14 protein-coding genes are annotated in these 16,071 nt (G+C 73.9%); 8 read left to right on the top strand and 6 right to left on the bottom strand.

Going from position 1 to position 16,071, the window contains the following annotated elements:
* Positions 1–132 precede the first annotated feature (132 nt).
* The gene (gene dapD, locus ACZ50K_RS00410) at positions 133–1,113 is read left to right on the top strand and encodes a 2,3,4,5-tetrahydropyridine-2,6-dicarboxylate N-succinyltransferase (RefSeq protein WP_468895431.1); all 981 of its coding nucleotides are present in this window, start codon (positions 133–135) and stop codon (positions 1,111–1,113) included.
* A gap of 82 nt (positions 1,114–1,195) precedes the next feature.
* Here the strand turns inward: dapD and ACZ50K_RS00405 are convergent, their stop codons facing one another.
* Positions 1,196–1,450 carry a hypothetical protein gene (locus ACZ50K_RS00405; protein WP_468895428.1) on the bottom strand — a complete coding sequence of 85 codons (255 nt, stop codon included), beginning with the start codon at positions 1,448–1,450 and terminating at the stop codon, positions 1,196–1,198.
* Between the two features lie 222 nt (positions 1,451–1,672).
* Positions 1,673–3,514: an endonuclease/exonuclease/phosphatase family protein gene (locus ACZ50K_RS00400; RefSeq protein ID WP_468895425.1), complete on the bottom strand. Its 1,842-nt coding sequence runs from the start codon at positions 3,512–3,514 to the stop codon at positions 1,673–1,675.
* Positions 3,515–3,771: 257 nt separating this feature from the next.
* On the opposite strand from ACZ50K_RS00400, the gene ACZ50K_RS00395 reads away from it, so the two are divergent.
* Both ACZ50K_RS00395 and ACZ50K_RS00390 read left to right on the top strand, forming a co-directional pair.
* Positions 3,772–5,325 (top strand): hypothetical protein, encoded by a 1,554-nt coding sequence (locus ACZ50K_RS00395; protein WP_468895422.1) that lies wholly within the window; start codon positions 3,772–3,774, stop codon positions 5,323–5,325.
* A 743-nt stretch (positions 5,326–6,068) separates the two neighbouring features.
* Entirely contained in the window at positions 6,069–7,508 is a 1,440-nt protein-coding gene (locus ACZ50K_RS00390; RefSeq protein WP_468895420.1) for an alkaline phosphatase PhoX, read from the top strand.
* Positions 7,509–7,544: 36 nt separating this feature from the next.
* Here the strand turns inward: ACZ50K_RS00390 and ACZ50K_RS00385 are convergent, their stop codons facing one another.
* The 4 genes from ACZ50K_RS00385 to ACZ50K_RS00370 form a co-directional block, all read right to left on the bottom strand.
* A complete protein-coding gene (locus ACZ50K_RS00385; RefSeq protein ID WP_468895417.1) occupies positions 7,545–7,730 on the bottom strand; it encodes a hypothetical protein in 186 nt (61 codons plus the stop codon).
* 113 nt (positions 7,731–7,843) lie between these two features.
* On the bottom strand, positions 7,844–9,049 hold the full coding sequence (locus ACZ50K_RS00380) for a TerD family protein (RefSeq protein WP_468897123.1): 1,206 nt from the start codon (positions 9,047–9,049) through the stop codon (positions 7,844–7,846).
* 66 nt (positions 9,050–9,115) lie between these two features.
* Positions 9,116–9,343, bottom strand: coding sequence for a hypothetical protein (locus ACZ50K_RS00375; protein ID WP_468895414.1), 228 nt, complete (start codon positions 9,341–9,343; stop codon positions 9,116–9,118).
* Positions 9,344–9,411: 68 nt separating this feature from the next.
* Positions 9,412–11,037 (bottom strand): aldehyde dehydrogenase family protein, encoded by a 1,626-nt coding sequence (locus tag ACZ50K_RS00370; protein WP_468895411.1) that lies wholly within the window; start codon positions 11,035–11,037, stop codon positions 9,412–9,414.
* Positions 11,038–11,175: 138 nt separating this feature from the next.
* Here ACZ50K_RS00370 and ACZ50K_RS00365 point away from each other — a divergent pair, with 138 nt between their 5' ends.
* The 5 genes from ACZ50K_RS00365 (at position 11,176) to ACZ50K_RS00345 (ending at position 16,042) form a co-directional block, all read left to right on the top strand.
* Positions 11,176–11,958 (top strand): IclR family transcriptional regulator, encoded by a 783-nt coding sequence (locus ACZ50K_RS00365; RefSeq protein WP_468895408.1) that lies wholly within the window; start codon positions 11,176–11,178, stop codon positions 11,956–11,958.
* 115 nt (positions 11,959–12,073) lie between these two features.
* On the top strand, positions 12,074–13,522 hold the full coding sequence (locus ACZ50K_RS00360) for a peptidoglycan D,D-transpeptidase FtsI family protein (protein ID WP_468895405.1): 1,449 nt from the start codon (positions 12,074–12,076) through the stop codon (positions 13,520–13,522).
* Positions 13,523–13,593: 71 nt separating this feature from the next.
* Positions 13,594–14,079, top strand: a complete 486-nt coding sequence (locus ACZ50K_RS00355) for a GNAT family N-acetyltransferase (RefSeq protein ID WP_468895402.1) — start codon at positions 13,594–13,596, stop codon at positions 14,077–14,079.
* Between the two features lie 56 nt (positions 14,080–14,135).
* Positions 14,136–14,843, top strand: a complete 708-nt coding sequence (locus ACZ50K_RS00350; protein ID WP_468895399.1) for a DsbA family oxidoreductase — start codon at positions 14,136–14,138, stop codon at positions 14,841–14,843.
* Positions 14,844–14,992: 149 nt separating this feature from the next.
* The gene (locus ACZ50K_RS00345; RefSeq protein WP_468895396.1) at positions 14,993–16,042 is read left to right on the top strand and encodes an aminotransferase class V-fold PLP-dependent enzyme; all 1,050 of its coding nucleotides are present in this window, start codon (positions 14,993–14,995) and stop codon (positions 16,040–16,042) included.
* Positions 16,043–16,071 lie beyond the last annotated feature (29 nt).

Raw genomic sequence — 16,071 nt, 5'->3', positions numbered from 1 at the left:
CCCGCACCGGCCCGCACCGGTCCGCCGGGGCGCACCCGGGCGCGCCCCGGCGCCGTTCCGGTGCGCCACGCCGTACGACCGGCACATGAGACCGGTTCGCGGGCGCGGCCGGTCGCCGGTTAGGTTTCGGGCATGACTGCTACGCGTACCACCGGCGCCGTCGCCGCCGGACTTGCCACCATCACCCCCGACGGCACCGTCCTCGACACCTGGTTCCCCGCCCCCGAGCTGGCCGAGGAGCCCGGCCCGGCCGGCACCGAGCGCCTCACCGCCGAGCGGGCCGTGGAACTCCTCGGCGCCGCCGCGGCCAAGGCGCTCCGCTCGGACGCCGTCCGCGGGGTCGAGGTCGTCGCCGTGCGCACGGTCATCTCCTCGCTGGAGGACAAGCCGCTGGACGCCCACGACGCCTATCTGCGCCTGCACCTGCTGAGCACCCGACTTGTCAAGCCGCACGGCCAGAACCTGGACGGGGTCTTCGGGCTGCTCGCCAACGTGGCCTGGACCTCGCTGGGCCCGGTCGCCGTCGACCAGGTCGAGACCGTGCGCCTCAACGCCCGCGCCGAGGGCCTGCACCTCCAGGTGACCTCGATCGACAAGTTCCCGCGGCTCACCGACTACGTGGCCCCCAAGGGCGTCCGGATCGCCGACGCGGACCGGGTTCGGCTGGGCGCGCACCTGGCCGAGGGCACCACGGTCATGCACGAGGGCTTCGTCAACTTCAACGCGGGCACCCTGGGCACCTCCATGGTCGAGGGCCGCATCTCCGCGGGCGTGGTGGTCGGCGACGGCTCCGACATCGGCGGCGGCGCCTCCACCATGGGCACCCTGTCGGGCGGCGGCAAGCAGATCATCTCGATCGGCGAGCGCTGCCTGATCGGCGCCGAGGCGGGCGTCGGCATCGCGCTGGGCGACGAGTGCATCGTCGAGGCCGGCCTGTACGTCACCGCCGGCACCCGGGTCACCCTGCCGGACGGCCAGATCGTCAAGGCGCTGGAGCTCTCCGGCGCCAGCAACATCCTGTTCCGCCGCAACTCGGTCACCGGCGCCGTCGAGGCCCGCCCGAACAACGCGGTCTGGGGCGGCCTGAACGAGGTCCTGCACAGCCACAACTGACACCCGCGACCGGGCGCGGCCGGCCGGTGGCCGGAACACCACGAGCGCCCTCCCGCCATCGGCGGGAGGGCGCTCCGGCGTGTCAGTGGAGGGGGAGGGTGCGGATCAGTCCGGCGAAGGCCTGCTGCTCGGCCTCGGTGAGTTCCACCGACTCCATCGGGTGGGCGGCGGAGCCCCGCTGTGCCGGGATCACCGGGAGGCCGTCGAAGTCGGAGGGGTGGCTCTGGTGGAAGCGGCTGTCCCACAGCATGTGGCCCAGGCCCACCAGCCAGACGACTGCGGCCACGAACAGGACGGCGAGGCCGATTTCCTGGACCAGGGAGATGGAGGGGAACACGCGGTCCTCCCAGGGAGTGCGGGCGGGTACGGGACAAGATCGAGCGTGTGGCCACTCAACACCACAAATCGCCCCGGTGCGTAGGGCTGTGGCCAGGATCACGCCAGGGTCCAAAGTCCCGAACCCGTCGCCCGACGGGCCCCGGACCCGCTGTCCGAGGGGCCCCGGACGTGCCGGAGGGCCCGGCCGGGACGGCGGCCGGGCCCTCCGGGGTCGCTGGGGCTACGGGCGGAAGCGCAGCACCTGCGGGTCGTGGTCGCTGTTCTGGGCGGCGAACTCCGCGTTGATGTGGACGCTGTCGTACGTGAAGTTCTTGATCGCCGGGCTGGTCAGGATCTGGTCCAGCACCTGCGAGTTGCCCTGGTAGACGTAGGAGTACCGCTCCGACTTCGGCAGCGACTTGATCGCCGGGTACAGGGCGCCGCCGTCGGCGAGGGCCTTGGTGGTGTCGGAGAACTCGAAGTCGTTGATGTCGCCGAGGACCAGGACGTCGGCGTTCTTCTGCACCGCCAGCAGTTCCTTGACGAAGGCGTTCACCGACTGGGCCTGCAGCAGCCGCTTGGCCTCCGAGGAGCGGACCGGCGGCTGGTGGTGCGAGGTGAGGCCCTCGTCGCCGCCCTTGGAGCCGAAGTGGTTGGCGATCACGAAGACGGTCTTGCCGCGGAAGGTGAACTCGCCCGCCAGCGGCTTGCGGCTGGCCTCCCAGGCCGGGTTGGCCGGGTCGATCCGGCCGGGGGAGTGGGTGAGGGCGGCCTTGCCGGCCTCCCGGACGACCCCGGTGGCGGTCGTCGCGTCGCCCGGGGCGCGCTCGGTGAAGGAGACCCGCTCGGGGTTGAACAGGAACACCTGGCGGATGTTGCCGCCGGGCTCGCCGCCGTCCTTGTTGTTCTCCGGGTCGACGGTCCGCCACTGGTAGGCCGGGCCGCCCGCGGCCTTGATCGCGTCGGTGAACTTGGTGAGGGTCTGGTTCGCGGAGACGACCCCGTCGTTCTTGGCGCCGGTGTCGTCCTGGATCTCCTCCAGGGCCACGATGTCGGGGGAGGCGAGGTTCTCGACGACGGCCTTGGCCAGCGCGTCGAACTTCTCCTGCGGGTCGCTCGGGTCCAGGTTCTCGACGTTGTACGTGGCCACGGCGAGCTCGCCCTGGCCCTGCGCCTTGGTCTTCTCCGCCTTCAGGTTCTTGGACTGCACGGTGCCCAGGGTGCGGGCCACCAGGGTGTAGCCGCCGAACTGGTTGAAGTCGAGGGGGCCCTCGGTGACACCGGTCAGCCGGTCGCCGACGTTCGCCACCGGGAAGGGCTTCTCGGAGACGGGGGCGAGCTGCTGGACCTGGATCCGGCCGGTGTTCTGCGAGTCGTAGGAGCCGTAGAGGGTGCCGCCGCGGGCGGTGTTGTTCTCCCAGCCCTTCACGGTGACCCAGAGCTCGGAGTACGGGTCGGTGGCGCCGACCACCCGGGAGGTCCCGATCCGGACCGAGGTGCCCTCCAGGGACTCGTAGTAGTCCAGGGCGTACCGCCACGGCTCCAGGGTGAGGCCGTTGATGCTGCCGCCGGCGGCCGGGTCGCCCGCCGGGGCGTAGGCCTCGGGCACCGTGTACTCGTTGATGCGGACGGCCTCGGGCAGCGCGTTCCCCGAGGAGACCACGGTGACCGTGGGCTTGGAGATCTGCGTCACGGACTGGTTGCCGGAGGTCAGGCCGCCGGGGACGTACTCCCCGACCAGGCCGGAGACCTTGACGGCGTCGCCGACCGCGACGGTGGGCACCGAGCTGGTGAAGACGAACACGCCTTCGCTGGTGGCCTCGTCGTCGTCGGCCTGGGGGTCCTGGAACCAGAAGCCGCGCGAGCCGTAGGTCCGGACACCGGTCACGATGCCCTCGACGTCGGCGACCTGCTTGCCGACCAGGGGCGATATGCGGGTGGTGCCCTGGATGTCGTGGATGCGCACCGGGTCGGCGGACACGGCGCCTTCGGCCGCGTCGGCGGAACCGGCGAGCAGGCCGGTGGCGAGCGCGGTCGCCACGACGGCCGCGACGGCGGCGGAACGGGTATGCGAGGAACGCATGGGCGGGACTCCGGTGGTGAGGGTGTGAGGGAAATCGGAGCGGCGGTGCGGTCTGTCGTCATCGCTGCGATAGATCTACGCGCGTCAATTTCCTGTTTGGGAAGGCCTGTTGTCAAGGCCTCCAGGGGATACGTGATCTGACTGTCGGATGAACCAAAGGGGTCGGCGGGTCACCGGCTGGCCGGGGGCACCCCGATTGCGTCTACGCTGGACCGCTGTTCCCCCACCTGCCGTTTGTTGTGCGAGGAGTACCCCTCATGTCCGCTGAGCCCCATACCCCGCTGCCGCCGGTACGGCTGCAGCCCGAGGCGGACCTGGCCCGGGCGGCCCTCGCCACCCCCGTGTTCTCACGGGCCGTACGGCTCGCCCGGTGGGCCGGGCCGGGCACCCGGGTCGGGGCCGGCGGGGAACTCCTGGACGTGCAGCTGGCCGAGGCCGCCGAACTGCTGGGCCTCGGCGCCGACCCGGACGGGCCGGCGCACGCGAGCCAGGCCTGGCGGGTGGCCGTGGACGCCGGGCTGGTCGAGGTGACCGAGCCCGAGGACGTGGAACGGGACGCGGACGAGGGCGGCTTCGCCAGCGCCGAGCCCGGCGAGGACCTGGCCCTGGTCACCTCGGGCACCCCCGCCGACGTACTGGACCTGTGGCTGGCTGCCCTCGACTCCGTCCTCGCCGACGCGGCGGTGCCCGATCTGGAGGACCTGGTCGACGCCCTGGACGCGGGCGGCGAGATCGACTTCGAACAGCTGGACTGGGACCCGCAGCGCGAGGCCGACTTCCTCGACGGGGTGCTCGCCAACCTCTACCTGCTGACCGTCGCCGAGGGCGGCGCCTCCGACGGGCCGGTCCCGCTGCCGGTGCTCGCCGCCTCCATGGTGGTGCCCGAGGACATGGGGGAGCCCACCGAGGAGGTGCTGGAGCAGGTCTCCGACGCGATGATGCGGCTGGACGACCAGTTCCGGCAGCTGGAGCCGATCGGGCTGGTGGAGTTCCGGCCGGTGGACGAGGCGCTGATGGCCGAGGCGGAGGACGAGGAACTCCTCGGCCCGGAGCCGGCGGGCGGTGCCGGCGGGGCCGGTGAGTTCGGTGAGTTCGGTGAGTTCGGTGAGGAGGAGGACGTCTCCCGGTACGGGCTGGTGCGGCTGACCGCGCTCGGGCTGTACGGCATCCGGGCCCGGATGCTGGAGGCCGGCGTCGGTGCCCCCGCCGTGGGCGACCTCGCCGGACAGGGCGCCGACGTGCTGCTCGACGAGGTGTCCGGGTTCTCCGAGGCCACCGCGCAGGCGGAGTTCGAGCTGTGGCTGGCGTCCGGCCGCGAGCTGCCCGGTGCGGTGGCCGAGCTGCTCGCCGCCGCCCGGGGCGCGGACGAGGGCGGGCCGCTGCGCCGGCTCCGCTGCCAGCAGGCCCTCTCGCTGGCCGGTACGGTCTCCGACACCGGTACGGGCACCCCGGCGGCCGTGGAGGCCGTGGTGCGGGCCGTCCTGGACGACCCGGAGCTCGGCGGACTGGCCCGGGTCTGGCTGGCCGAACGCGGCGCCGCCGATGTGCCCGCCCCCGGCGAGGCCATGGTGTTCTGGCTGACCGTGGACACCCTCGCCGCCCAGCTGGCGGCCGGCGGGGAGCCGGCCGAACTGTCCGGGCTGATGGAGGCCCTGACCGACCGGCACACCGGCTTCTTCGACGCCGTGTGGCGGGTGGACCACCCGGCCACGGCCGAGGTGCTGGAGGCGATGGGCCGGCTGCACCCGGACCGGGTGTCCGCCAAGGAGGCCCGCAAGGCGGCCTTCAAGGCCCGCTCCAAGCGGCCCTGACGGCCGGGCCCTGACGGCCGCCGGGCCTGACGGCCGGTCCGCGCTGCCCGGGCCCGTGCTGCCGGGCAGCCCTGCCGGGGCGGTGCTGCCGGGCCGTGTTGCCGGGCCCAAGCTGCCCGGCCGCCCTGCCGGGGCGGTGCTGCCGAGCCGCCCTGCCGGGGCCGTGTTGCCGGGCCGCCCTGCCGGGGCCGTGTTGCCGGGCCCAAGCTGCCCGGCCGCCCTGCCGGGCCCAAGCTGCCGGGCCCCGCTGTCGGGGTCGTGCTGCCGGGCCGCGCCGCCGGGCCCGTGTTGCCGGGCCCGTGCTGCCGAGCCGCCCTGCCGGGCCCGTGCTGCCGGGACGTGCTGCCGAGCCACCCTGCCGGGCCCAAGCTGCCGGGCCTCGCTGTCGGGGTCGTGCTGCCGGGCCGCGCCGCCGGGCCGCCCTGCCGGGGTCGTGCTGCCGGGCCGCGCCGCCGGGCCGCCCTGCCGGGGTCGTGCTGCCGGGTCGTGCTCCGCCCGGCGAGGCACGGCACCGGACGGCGTGGGCCGACCCGGCAGGATCAGAGAGGAGACGGGCCGAGAGCCGTCCCGGCAGCGCCGGCACGCGTTCGAACGCGCCGTTTCCCGGCCGGAGTCGGCCATTCGGGGCGGGGAGAAGAGGACGCCCGGCGGCAGCGGGGAATTCAGCCGCCGTTCACGTGCGGGCGGGAGCGTGTGCGCCGACCGCACGTCAGGCGCACCGACTCCCCACCCCTGGAGACCCCATGCCGCTCAGCCGCCGAGATTTCGCCGCCCGTACCGTGCTCGCCGGGGCGGGGGTCGCCCTCACCGGCACGGTCGGCGCCCTGGCCACCGCCCCGGGCGCGCTGGCGGCGGACGACAGCACCCTGCACGACGAGCACGGCCGGCCCTGCGCCCCCGGCTACGGCCCGCTGCTGCCCGACCCGGCCGGTCTGCTGGCCCTGCCGGCCGGGTTCTCCTACCGGGTGCTGACCCACAGCGGGGTCACCCGGCTGGAGTCCGGCGAGTACACCCCCTCCAACCACGACGGCACGGCGGCCTTCGCCGGGCACCGCGGGGTCACCCTGCTCGTCAACAACCACGAGCTCAAGGGCGCCCGTTCGGGCTGGGCGCACCCGGTGCCGCTGACCGAGGGGCTGGTCTACGACCCGGCCGCGGCGGGCGGCTGCACGGTGGTCGAGGTCCGGCGGGGCGGCGAGGTCGCCGAGTGGGTGGGCATCGCCGGGACCTCCACCAACTGCGCGGGCGGCGCCACCGACTGGGGCACCTGGCTGACCTGCGAGGAGAACTCGGACCTGGCCGGCAAGAACGGGATGACCAAGGACCACGGCTACTGCTTCGAGGTCGACCCGCACGACCGCCGGGCCAACCGGGACCCCAAGCCGATCAAGGCCTTCGGCCGGTACGACCACGAGGCCGTGGTGATCGACCCGAAGAAGGGCCACGCCTACCTCACCGAGGACGCCTCCGGCCCCAACGGGCTGCTCTACCGCTGGACCCCGCCGGAGGGCTTCCGGCACGGCCGGGGCCGGCTGCGGACCCTGGCCGACGACGCCGGGGTGCTGGCCGCGGCCAAGTGCTTCGACAGCTCCGGCCGCTTCGTGGACGACCTGTCGCGGGCCACCCGGATCGGCACCGTCTACGGGGTGGACTGGGTCACCGTCCCGGACCGGGACGGGCGCACCACCGCGGTCCGCAAGCAGTTCGGGGAGGGCGCGGTGACCCGGGGCCGCAAGCTGGAGGGGATGTGGTGGGCGGACGGCGGCGCCTACTTCGTGTCCTCCTACGCCCGGGAGGAGAGCCCCGGTGCCGCGCACGACGGCCAGGTGTGGTTCTACGACCCGAAGCGGCGGACCATCCGGCTGACGGTGCTCCTCGGGGTGAACCAGGACCCCTCGGCGGAGGGCGGCTACGACGGCCCGGACAACATCACGGTCTCCCCGTACGGCGGGCTGATCATCGCCGAGGACGGTTCCGGGCTCCAGCACCTCTTCGGTGCCACCGAGTCCGGGCGGACCTATCCGCTGGCCCGCAACGACCTCAACATCGGGACGGCGGAGGAGCCGGAGTTCTCGGAGTTCACCGGGGTCTGCTTCGCACCGGACGGGCGGACCCTGTTCGCCAACATCCAGGACCCGGGGATCATGTTGGCGATCACCGGCCCCTGGCGCCGCAAGCACTGACCTTCGGCGGGGCCGGCCCCTTCGGCGGCCGGCCCGTCAGCAGGAAGCGGCGGCCGCCACCTCGGCCTGGTGGGCGGCGGCCCATTCGGCGAGGAGGAACTCATACGCCTCGGAGGGCCACTCCTCGCCCTCGGCGCGGGAGTCGACCAGACGCCGGATCGCCTCGTTCGCCTCGGCGGCGGACGGGCGGGCGGGACCCGGGTTCGGGGGCGTCTCGTACATGCTTCCAAGGTTACGGGCGGGCACTGACAGTCACCTCCGGTTTTGAGGTGGGGTCGGTCACCCGGGGTGGTGCGGGCCGGGGCGGAAGGACCGCCTCCGGCCCGCCCACCTGCTCAGAGGGCCTGGGCGGCGGGCTTGACCATGCCGCGCACTGTGCGGGACTTCACAAACTCGCCCATGGCCGTCATCTCCCATTCGCCCGAGAACTGCCGGATCAGCTTGGCCATCATGACCCCGGTCTGCGGCTCGGCGGAGGTGAGGTCGAAGCGGACCAGCTCCTCGTCGGTGGCCGCGTCGATCAGCCGGCAGTAGGCCTTGGCCACATCGGTGAACTTCTGGCCGGAGAAGGAGTTCACGGTGAAGACCAGGCCGGTGGCCTCGGCGGGGAGCCGGCCCAGGTCCACCACGATCACCTCGTCGTCACCGGCGCCCTCGCCGGTGAGGTTGTCGCCCGAGTGCTTGACGGCCCCGCCCAGGATGGACAGCCGGCCGAAGTAGCAGCTGTCGATGTGGTTGCGCTGCGGGCCGTAGGCGATGACCGAGGCGTCGAGGTCGATGTCCTTGCCGCGGTACGCCGGCTCCCAGCCGAGGCCCATCTTGACCTGGGAGAGCAGCGGGCGGCCGCCCTTGACCAGGGACACCGTCTGGTTCTTCTGGAGGCTGACCCGCCCCTTGTCCAGATTGATCTTCCCGGCGCCGGGGGCGGCGACCCCGGCACCCAGGGTGGGCGCGGGCGGGGCGGCCGGCATCGGCGGCGCGGCGATGGTCGGCGGGGACACCGGCGCGGCGGCCGGCACGGGCGCGGGGGCCGCCGGGGCGGCGGGCTCCTCCTCGACCGAGACGCCGAAGTCGGTGGCGATCCCGGCGAGGCCGTTGGCATAGCCCTGGCCGACCGCGCGGACCTTCCAGGCGCCGCCGCGGAGGTAGACCTCGACGACCACCAGCGCGGTCTCGGTGCCCAGCTGCGGCGGGGTGAAGGTGGCGATCACCGCTCCGCCGTCCGCGGCGCGCACGGTCGCCGTGGGCTCGATGCCCTGGAAGGTCTGGCCCGCCGCGTCCGGGCTGGCGGTGACCACGATGCGCTCGATGCCCGGGGGCAGGGCGGCGGTGTCCACGGTGATCGAGTCCGGTGCCGCGCCGCCGCCGGACCGGTAGGTGACACCGGGGCCGGTCGGCTGGTTGTAGAAGATGAAATCGGCGTCGGAGCGCACCTTGCCGTCCGCGCCGAGCAGCAGCCCCGACACGTCGAGCCGCACCGGAGCGGCCACGTCGACCGTCACGCGGACGGTGTTGAGCGGCAGGTTCGAACCAGGGGTCATAGCGGTCATGCCCCCTCAACGACCGAGGTGCTTTTGCCGTTCCCTTACCTTCGGGGCAATTCGGAATCAGCGGCGGCCGGAATTGCGCGGGTGGTTCTTCGCCATGCGCTCGTTGCCGAACTTGTACGCCCCGGTCCAGCGGGCCATCACCAGCTGGGCGTCCCCGGACTCGACCTCGGCCAGGAACTTGTCCGCGCGGCCCCCGCGCAGGGTGGTGGCGGAACGGCCGCGGTGGGTGATGAGGACGGTGCCGTCGGGGCGCCGTTCGTAGGTGAATCCATGGGGTCTGGGCATGCGCCGAAGCCTGCCCCGCGGCGGGCGGGGCGGGCAACGCAATATCGGCGGCGGTCCGGTGCGGCCGGTCAGGGGGTGACGCGGCGGGGGAGTCCCAGCGGGTTGGCCTCGCGGAGCTCCGGCGGCAGCAGCGGGTCGGGGACGGACTGGTAGACCACCGGGCGCAGCCAGCGCTCGATCGCGGTCCCGCCGACCGAGGTGGAGTGCGAGGTCGCGGCCGGGTAGGGGCCGCCGTGGTGCTGGGCGGGGGCCACCGCCACCCCGGTCGGCCACTGGTCGACCACCACCCGGCCGGCCAGCCCGGTCACCCGTTCGAGCAGCTCGGCGGCCGGTCCGGCGCCGCCGGCGGCCTCGGCCGCCGACAGCTGGAGGGTGGCGGTCAGGTTCCCGGGCAGCCGGTCGAGGACCTCGGCGGCCTCGGCGGGGCCGGTGTAGCGGGCCAGTACGGTCACCGGGCCGAAGCACTCCTCCAGCAGCACCGCGTACGCCGGGTCGGCGAGGGCGGCGGCCGGTACGGACAGGAAGCCGGCCCGGACGGTCCGCACCCCGCCGTCCGCGTCCGAGCCGCCGGTGTCCGAGCCGCCGGTGTGCGAGCCGGCCGCTTCGGAGCCGCCCGCGTCCGGGTCCGTGCCGCCGGTTCCGGGGCCGGTCTCCGGGCCGGGCCCGGCCGGCACCGGGGCGGTCACGGCCGGCAGCGCGGCCCGTTCGGCGACCCCGGCGAGGAAGTTCTCGCGCATCCGCAGATCGAGCAGCACTCCCGGACCGGTCTCGCCGAGGGCCTTGCCCAGGGCCCCCGCCAGCCGGTCGCCGTCCGCCCCCTCCGGGACCAGGACCAGCCCGGGCTTGACGCAGAACTGGCCGACGCCCAGGGTCATCGCCCCCGCCAGACCGGCGCCGATCTCCTCGGCGCGCTCGGCGGCGGCGTCCGGGGTGACCACGACCGGGTTCAGGGAGCCCAGTTCGCCGTGGAAGGGGATCGGGACCGGGCGGGCGGCCGCCGCGTCGAACAGGGCCCGGCCGCCGCGCACGGATCCGGTGAACCCGGCGGCCGAGACCAGCGGGTGCCGGATCAGGTCCAGGCCGGCCTCGAAGCCGTGGACCACGGAGACCACCCCGGCCGGCAGCCCGGCGCCGACGGCGGCCTCGCGCAGCAGCCCGGCGCACAGTTCGGAGGTGGCCGGATGGTCCGGGTGGGCCTTGACCACGACCGGGCAGCCGGCCGCCAGGGCGCTGGCGGTGTCCCCGCCGGGCACCGAGAAGGCCAGCGGGAAGTTGGAGGCGGCGTAGACGGCGACCACGCCGAGCGGCACCTTGAAACGGCGCAGTCCGGGGCGCGGCGGGCTGAGCGCCGGATCCGGGCGGTCGATCCGGATGTCCAGGTACGAGCCCTCCGCCACGGCGTCGGCGAAGGCCCGCAGCTGGTCGGTGGTGCGGGCCAGCTCGCCGGTCAGCCGGGCCGGGCCGAGGGCCGTCTCCGCGTCGGCGGTGGCGACGATCCGTTCGGCGGCGGCCGCCAGCAGGTCGGCGGCCCCGCGCAGGAAGGCGATCCGCGCGGTGCGGTCGGCGAGCGCGGCACGGGCGGCGTGCGCGGACCGTACCGCCTCGTCCAGCTCCCGGGGTGTGGCCTCGGCCGCAACCTGCTCGCGCCGCTTCCCGGTGCGGGGGTCCACACTCCAGACTGGTGTCGCTGCCATGCCCGCTGCCTCCTGGACCGTTCAGTATTCTGAACGCCGTTCCGGTGGATGAATGATCGAACCTGCTGCGGACTCTATTTCCGCGTCCACCGGGTGACAAGTGGCCCCCAGGGGCGACCAGGAGGGGAAGGACAGCCGATGACCACAGCGGACACGGCGGCCGGGCCGGGGGCGGCACCGGTCAAATCGGCCGTGCGCACGGTCCTGTTGCTGGAGCACTTCGCGGCCCGGCCCGGACTGCACAGCCTGGCCGACATCCAGCAGGACCTGGGACTGCCCAAGTCCAGCCTGTACATGCTGCTGCGCACCCTGGTGGAGCTCGGCTGGGTGGAGACCGACGCGGGCGGCACCCGGTACGGGATCGGGGTGCGGGCCCTGCTGGTCGGCAGCTCCTACATCGACGGGGACGAGGTGGTCGCGGCGGCCCGGCCGGCCCTGGACCGGCTGTCGGACGAGACCACCGAGACCATCCACCTGGCCCGCCTGGACGGCACCAGCGTGGTCTACCTGGCCACCCGGCAGTCCCGGCACCACCTGCGGCCGTTCACCCGGGTCGGCCGCCGGCTGCCGGTGCACTCCACCGCGCTGGGCAAGGCGCTGCTGGCCACGCACACCGACGACGAGGTGCGCCGGCTGCTGCCCGAACGGCTGGAGGCGGTCACCCAGCACACCATCACCGACCGGGAGCGGCTGATCGAGGAGCTGGCGCTGGTCCGGGAGCAGGGCTACGCGGTGGACCGCGAGGAGAACACCCTGGGACTGCGCTGCTTCGGGGTGTCCATCCCCTACCGCACTCCGGCCCGGGACGCGGTCAGCTGCTCGGTGCCGGCGGCCCGGCTGGGGGCGGGGCACGAACTCGCGATCCGGACGGCGCTGTTCGAGGCGCGGGACCGGCTGGCCCTGGCCACCCGCCGGATGTGAGGCACGGGGCGGACCCGGCGCGGGGCCCGGGCGGCCAGATGAAGAAACACTGAGAACCCCGCCACAATCGGGGCAGAGCGGAACGGCCGGGGCCCGCGGAGCGTCATCCAGGGGGATGAACAAGACGATCAGGCGTGCGTCGGTCTTCTGTCTGCTGCTGGTCCTGGCCCTGCTGGTCCGGGTCACCTGGGTGCAGGCATACCAAGGCCAGGCCCTCGCAGAAGACGACCACAACCAGCGGAACACGATCGCGGCCTACGCGAACCCGCTGGGCAACATCATCGTGGGCGGGGAGGCGATCACCGGCTCCCAGAAGACGGGGGGCAAGACCTACGGCTACAAGCGGACCTACACCCAGGGCGACCTCTACGCGCCCGTGACCGGCTACAGCTCGCAGGCCTTCGGGAAGACCCAGCTCGAATACGTCTACCGGCAGGTCCTGGACGGCTCCGACAACCGGCTCAAGACCCCGATGGACGTCATCACCAACAAGCGCTCCGACCCGGGCAACGTGCTGACCACCATCGACGCGGAGGTCCAGAAGGCCGGCTACGAGGCGCTCAAGGGGAAGAAGGGCGCCGCCGTCGCCCTCGACCCGGCCACCGGGGCGATCCTCGGCATGGTGGTCAACCCCTCCTACGACCCGAACCGGATCACCAGCGCCCTCGACTCGGAGGCCTGGAAGGAGCTCTCCGCCGACCAGGGCAAGGCGCTGGAGAACCTGGCCGCCCGCAACCCGATGGCCCCCGGTTCCACCTTCAAGCTGGTCACCCTCGCCGCCGCCCTGGAGAACGGCCTGGTCGACTCCCTGGACACCCCGACCGGCATCCCCGACCCGTACACCATCCCCGGCACCCGGACCCTGCTGAAGAGCGAGGCCGGCTCGGCGGCCTGCGACGACGTGTCGGTGCGCACCGCGCTCCGGCTGTCCTGCAACAACGTCTTCGCCGAGCTCGCGAACCGGCTGGGCCAGGCCAGGATGCTGGAGATGACCGAGAAGTTCGGGTTCAACCAGAAGCAGCGGATCCCGTTCCGCGCCGACCCGGGCAAGTACCCCACGGACAAGATGTCCAAGGACCAGGTGGCGCAGACCGGAATCGGCCAGTTCGACGTACAGGCCACCCCGCTCCAGATGGCCATGGTCACCGCCGCCATCGAGAACGGCGGCGAGCTCGTCGACCCCCACGTGGTCTCCGAGGTCACCGACTCCGGCGGGAACGTCCTGGAGTCCTTCAAGGACCCCGCCTCCCGCCGGGTGGTCAGCGAGTCCACCGCCGAGAAGATCCGGGACGCCATGCGGACCGTGGTCGCCGAGGGCGGCGGCAAGAAGGCCGCGGTCTCCGGCGCCGAGGTGGGCGGCAAGACCGGTACCGCCCAGCGCGGGGTCAACAACAGCATCCCGCCGCTGGCCTGGTTCACCTCGTACGGGAAGCTCGGCGGCAAGCAGATCGCCGTGGCCGTCATGATCGAGAACTCGGACACCGACCGCTCCGAGATCGGCGGCGGCAAGCTGGCCGCCCCGGTGGCCCAGAAGATGATGCAGGCCTGGCTGAAGAAGGGCTAGACCGCCCGGCCGAGGGCGAGGGCCGGGAACGCGCCGGGAACCGGAGGGGGTCCCGGCGCGTTCTTGTCCGCATGATCAGAGCCGCGCTGCCCGTCGACCTCGACGCGATCACCGCCCTGCACGCCCGGGCCCGCGCCACCTACTACCGGGGCCGGATCCCGGAGGAGGCCTACAGCGGGGCCGAGGAACTGGAACGCACCCGCGAGGGCTGGACCCGGGCGGTGGCCCGGGCCGACGGCGGGGTGCTCTGCGCCGAACGGGACGGAGCGCTCGCCGGGGTCGCCGCCTTCCGCGCGGTCGACGGCCAGATGACCCTCACCCAGCTGCACGTGGACCCCGACCACTGGCGCAGCGGCATCGGCGCCGCCCTCCACGCGGCCTGCCTCACCGCCTGGCGCCGGGCCGGGGCCCGGCGGATCCGGCTGGAGGTCTACGAGCACAACCTGCGCGCCCAGTCCTTCTACACCGCCCTCGGCTGGCGCCCGGCCGGAACCGCCGCCCCCACCGGCTCGCACCGCACCCTCTGGCTCACGCTCCCGGAACCGTCCGGGGAATGAGACGCGGGCGGGGGACGTTGCACCGCGTGACCCCCCTCCCGGAGAGAAGAAGGACCATGCGCGTCGAGATCTGGTCGGACATCGCCTGCCCCTGGTGCTACATCGGCAAGGCCCGCTTCGAAGAGGGGCTGGCCGCGTTCCCGCACCGGGACGCCGTCGAGGTGGTCTTCCGGTCCTTCGAGCTCGACCCCCGCAGCGAGCGGGGCGCCAGCGCCCCGGTCGTGGAGATGCTGGCCCGCAAGTACGGGCGCACCCTCGACGAGGCCCGGGCCATGGAGGAGCACGTCGCCGCCACCGCGCGGGCCGAGGGCCTCGCCTACCGGACCGACGGCCGGGACCACGGCAACACCTTCGACATCCACCGGCTGCTGCACCTGGCCGCCGCCCGCGGCCGCCAGAACGCCCTGCTCGACCTGGCCTTCCGCACCAACTTCGGCGAGCTGGAGTCGGTCTTCGACCCCGAGGTGCTGGCCCGGATCGCGGTGGCCGCCGGGCTCGACGAGGCGGAGGTCCGCGCGGTGCTCACCGACCCGGCCGCCTACGCCGAGGAGGTCCGCGCCGACGAGCGCGAGGCGGCCGAACTCGGCGCGAACGCCGTCCCGTTCTTCGTCCTCGACCGGCGCTACGGGATCTCCGGCGGGCAGCCCGCCGAGGTCTTCACCCGCGCCCTGGAGCAGGCCTGGGCGGGCCGGGAGCCGGAAGGCGACCCGGCCGCCGCCGAGGCCTGCGGCCCGGACGAGGCCTGCGCGGTACCCGGAGCCTGACTCTCGGCGTGGCCGTCCCGGGCCGCGCCGCGAACCCCGTCCCGGGCCCGCCCCGGGCCCCGGTTCGGGTCCTGCCATAAGGATTCCTTGGTGAAGTCATGCGGAATTCGCCAATGGACAGGGGTACGGATCCCGGCGAGAGTGGGCGCATGGACCTGTCACTGGCCGCGGCCGAGTTCGCCCACTCCACCACCTATCTGAACACCGCCACCTGCGGGGTGATGCCCCGCGCCGCGGTGGCGGAGGTCCGCGCGCTCGCCGAGTCCGCCGGGGCCGGTGTGCCCGCCGGGTTCGGCGACTTCGGCCGGGTGAACGCCGCCCGGGAGTCCTACGCCCGGCTGGTCCGGGTGGATCCGGGCCGGGTGGCGGTCGGTTCGGCCGTCGCCACCCATGTGGCCCTGGTCGCGGCCTCGTTGCCGGCCGGGGCCGAAGTCCTCTTCGCCGAGGGGGACTTCGCCTCGGTCATCAACCCGTTCACGGTCCGCGGGGACCTCAAGGCCCGGTTCGTGCCGCTGGAGGCGCTCGCCGGGGAGGTCCGCGAGGACACCGCCCTGGTCGCCGTCAGCGCCGTGCAGTCCGCCGACGGCCGGATCGCCGCGCTGCCGGAGATCCGCCGGGCCACCGCCGGGTACGGGGTGCCGATGCTGGTGGACTCCACCCAGGCGGTGGGCTGGCTGCCGTTCGACGCGTCCCCGTACGACTACACCGTCACGGGCGGCTACAAGTGGCTGCTGGGCGCGCGCGGGGCCTCCTACCTGACGGTCTCGGAGGCCGCCCAGGAGACCCTGGTGCCGCTCCACGCGGGCTGGGTGGCGGCCCGCGACCCGTGGGCGGAGACCTACGGGCCGATGCGCGAGCTCGCCCCGGACGCCCGCCGGTTCGACGAGTCCCCGGCCTTCCTGCCCTACCACGCGGCCGCGCCCGCGCTGGACCTGCTGGAGCGGGTCGGCATCGAGGCGGTGCACGCCCACGGCACCGCCCTGGCCGCCCGCTACCGGTCCGGGCTGGCCCGTCTCGGGCTGTCCCCGGTGCCCGGGGACTCGGCGATCGTCTCGGTGCCGGGGCTGGAGTCCCGGCAGCCGGACCTGGCCCGGGCCGGGATCCTCACGGCGGCCCGCAACGGCACCCTCCGCGCCTCGTTCCACCTCTACAACACCGAGGCCGATGTGGACCGCCTGCTGGACGTGCTCTCCGGCTGACACGCCCGCCCGCCCAGCCCGCCGGCCCC

It is taken from the genome of Streptomyces sp. NPDC033845 (assembly GCF_055576225.1).
The sequence above is the reverse complement of the archived record's forward strand: the minus strand, read 5'-3'. Positions and strand labels throughout refer to the sequence as shown.